Raw genomic sequence first — 1,503 nt, 5'->3', positions numbered from 1 at the left:
GCGTAGGCTGTAGAAGATCTCGCCGTCCAGCAGCTCGTCGCGTAGCCGGGCGTTGAACGACTCCACGTAGCCATTCTCCCACGGGCTGCCCGGGGGAGACTGTCAGGAATTTTGTGTGGGGCGGCGTTGATCAGGTGACGGCAAAGCGGTCCTGGAAGAGGATGGCGAACTGTGCCTTGGCAGCGCTCCACTCCTTCTGCGGCATCTTCCAATCTTTGGATGCGCGGTTCAACACGAGAAAGAGCAGCTTCAGCGCGGCGTCATCGTGTGGGAAGTGGCCGCGCGCTCGCACCGCACGGCGCAGCTTGGCATTGAGCGACTCTATAGCGTTGGTGGTGTAGATGATCCGGCGTACTTCAGCGGGGAATGCGTAGAACGGGATTACCTCCGGCCAGTGCCGGCGCCAGGTCTGGGCGATGACGGGGTATTTGCGGCCCCACGGGCCTTCGTTGAAGGCTTCCAGCGCGGCCTCGCCCAGTTCAGCGGTGCGGGCACGGTAGATCTCCTTCAGCGCCGCCGCGACCTCCTTGCGGTCCTTGTAGGAGACGAAGTCGAGGGATCGACGAATCAGATGAACGACGCAGGCCTGGACTTGCGTCTTCGGGAACACCGCGCTGATCGCCTCGGGGAAGCCCTTCAGCCCGTCGACGACGGCGATCAGGATGTCGGCCACGCCGCGGTCCTTGAGCTCGTTCATGACCCTGAGCCAGAACTTGGCGCCCTCGGTCTGCTCGATCCAGAGACCGAGGACCTCCTTGGTGCCGTCCGCCCGAACGCCGAGCGCGACATAGACCGCCTTGTTCCGGACCGTACCCTCGTCGCGGACCTTGACCCGGATTGCATCGAGAAAGACCAGCGGGTAGAGCGCCTCGAGCGGCCGGTTCTGCCATTCGGTGACCTCATCCAGCACGGCATCGGTCACCGCGCTGACCAGGTCAGGCGAGACCTCAAGGCCGTAGAGCTCGCGCAGGTGTCCCTGGATCTCGCGGGTGCTCATCCCTCTCGCATACATCGACACGATCTTGTCGTCGAAGCCGGGGAAGCGCCGCTGGTACTTGGCGATGAGCTGCGGGTCGAAGGTCGATAGCCGGTCGCGTGGTATCTGCAGATCGAGCTTGGCGGTGTTGGTGAGCACGCTCTTGGCGCTGTAGCCATTCCGGCCGTTGGCGCGCCCGTCCGGCTCACCGCCCTCGAGGTGGTGGTCCAGCTCGGCGTTCAGCGCCCGCTCAGCGAGGGCCTTCTTGAGATCGTCCAGCAGGCCGCCCTCGGCCAGAGCGGTTCGAGGATCAGACCCGCCCAGGAGCTGGTCCAGCAACTCATCCGGGATGGCAGGCTGTTTGCGTCGCGGCATGCGATGGCTCCTTCAGCAGCATCGTACCGCCCCAAACACAAACTTTCCGACAGACCCGCCCGGGGCGATGTAGGCCGTCTTGGCGCCGACCGCCGCGATCCAGCCCTGCACCGCCTTGGCCACGAACTCGGGGCCGTTATCTGAACGGATGT

At 64.6% G+C, this 1,503-nt stretch carries 1 protein-coding gene and 1 pseudogene; both read right to left on the bottom strand.

What is annotated here, in order from left to right; all coding sequences use genetic code 11:
- Window positions 1-93, bottom strand: a pseudogene (locus BLR02_RS28235) (integrase core domain-containing protein); the annotation flags it as partial.
- 37 nt (window positions 94-130) lie between these two features.
- On the bottom strand, window positions 131-1,351 hold the full coding sequence (locus BLR02_RS28230; protein ID WP_090570703.1) for an IS256 family transposase: 1,221 nt from the start codon (window positions 1,349-1,351) through the stop codon (window positions 131-133).
- Between the last annotated feature and the right edge of the window lie 152 nt (window positions 1,352-1,503).

This window comes from Belnapia rosea, assembly GCF_900101615.1.
Taxonomy (GTDB): Bacteria; Pseudomonadota; Alphaproteobacteria; order Acetobacterales; family Acetobacteraceae; genus Belnapia; species Belnapia rosea.
This window is presented reverse-complemented; position numbering and strand designations above follow the sequence as displayed.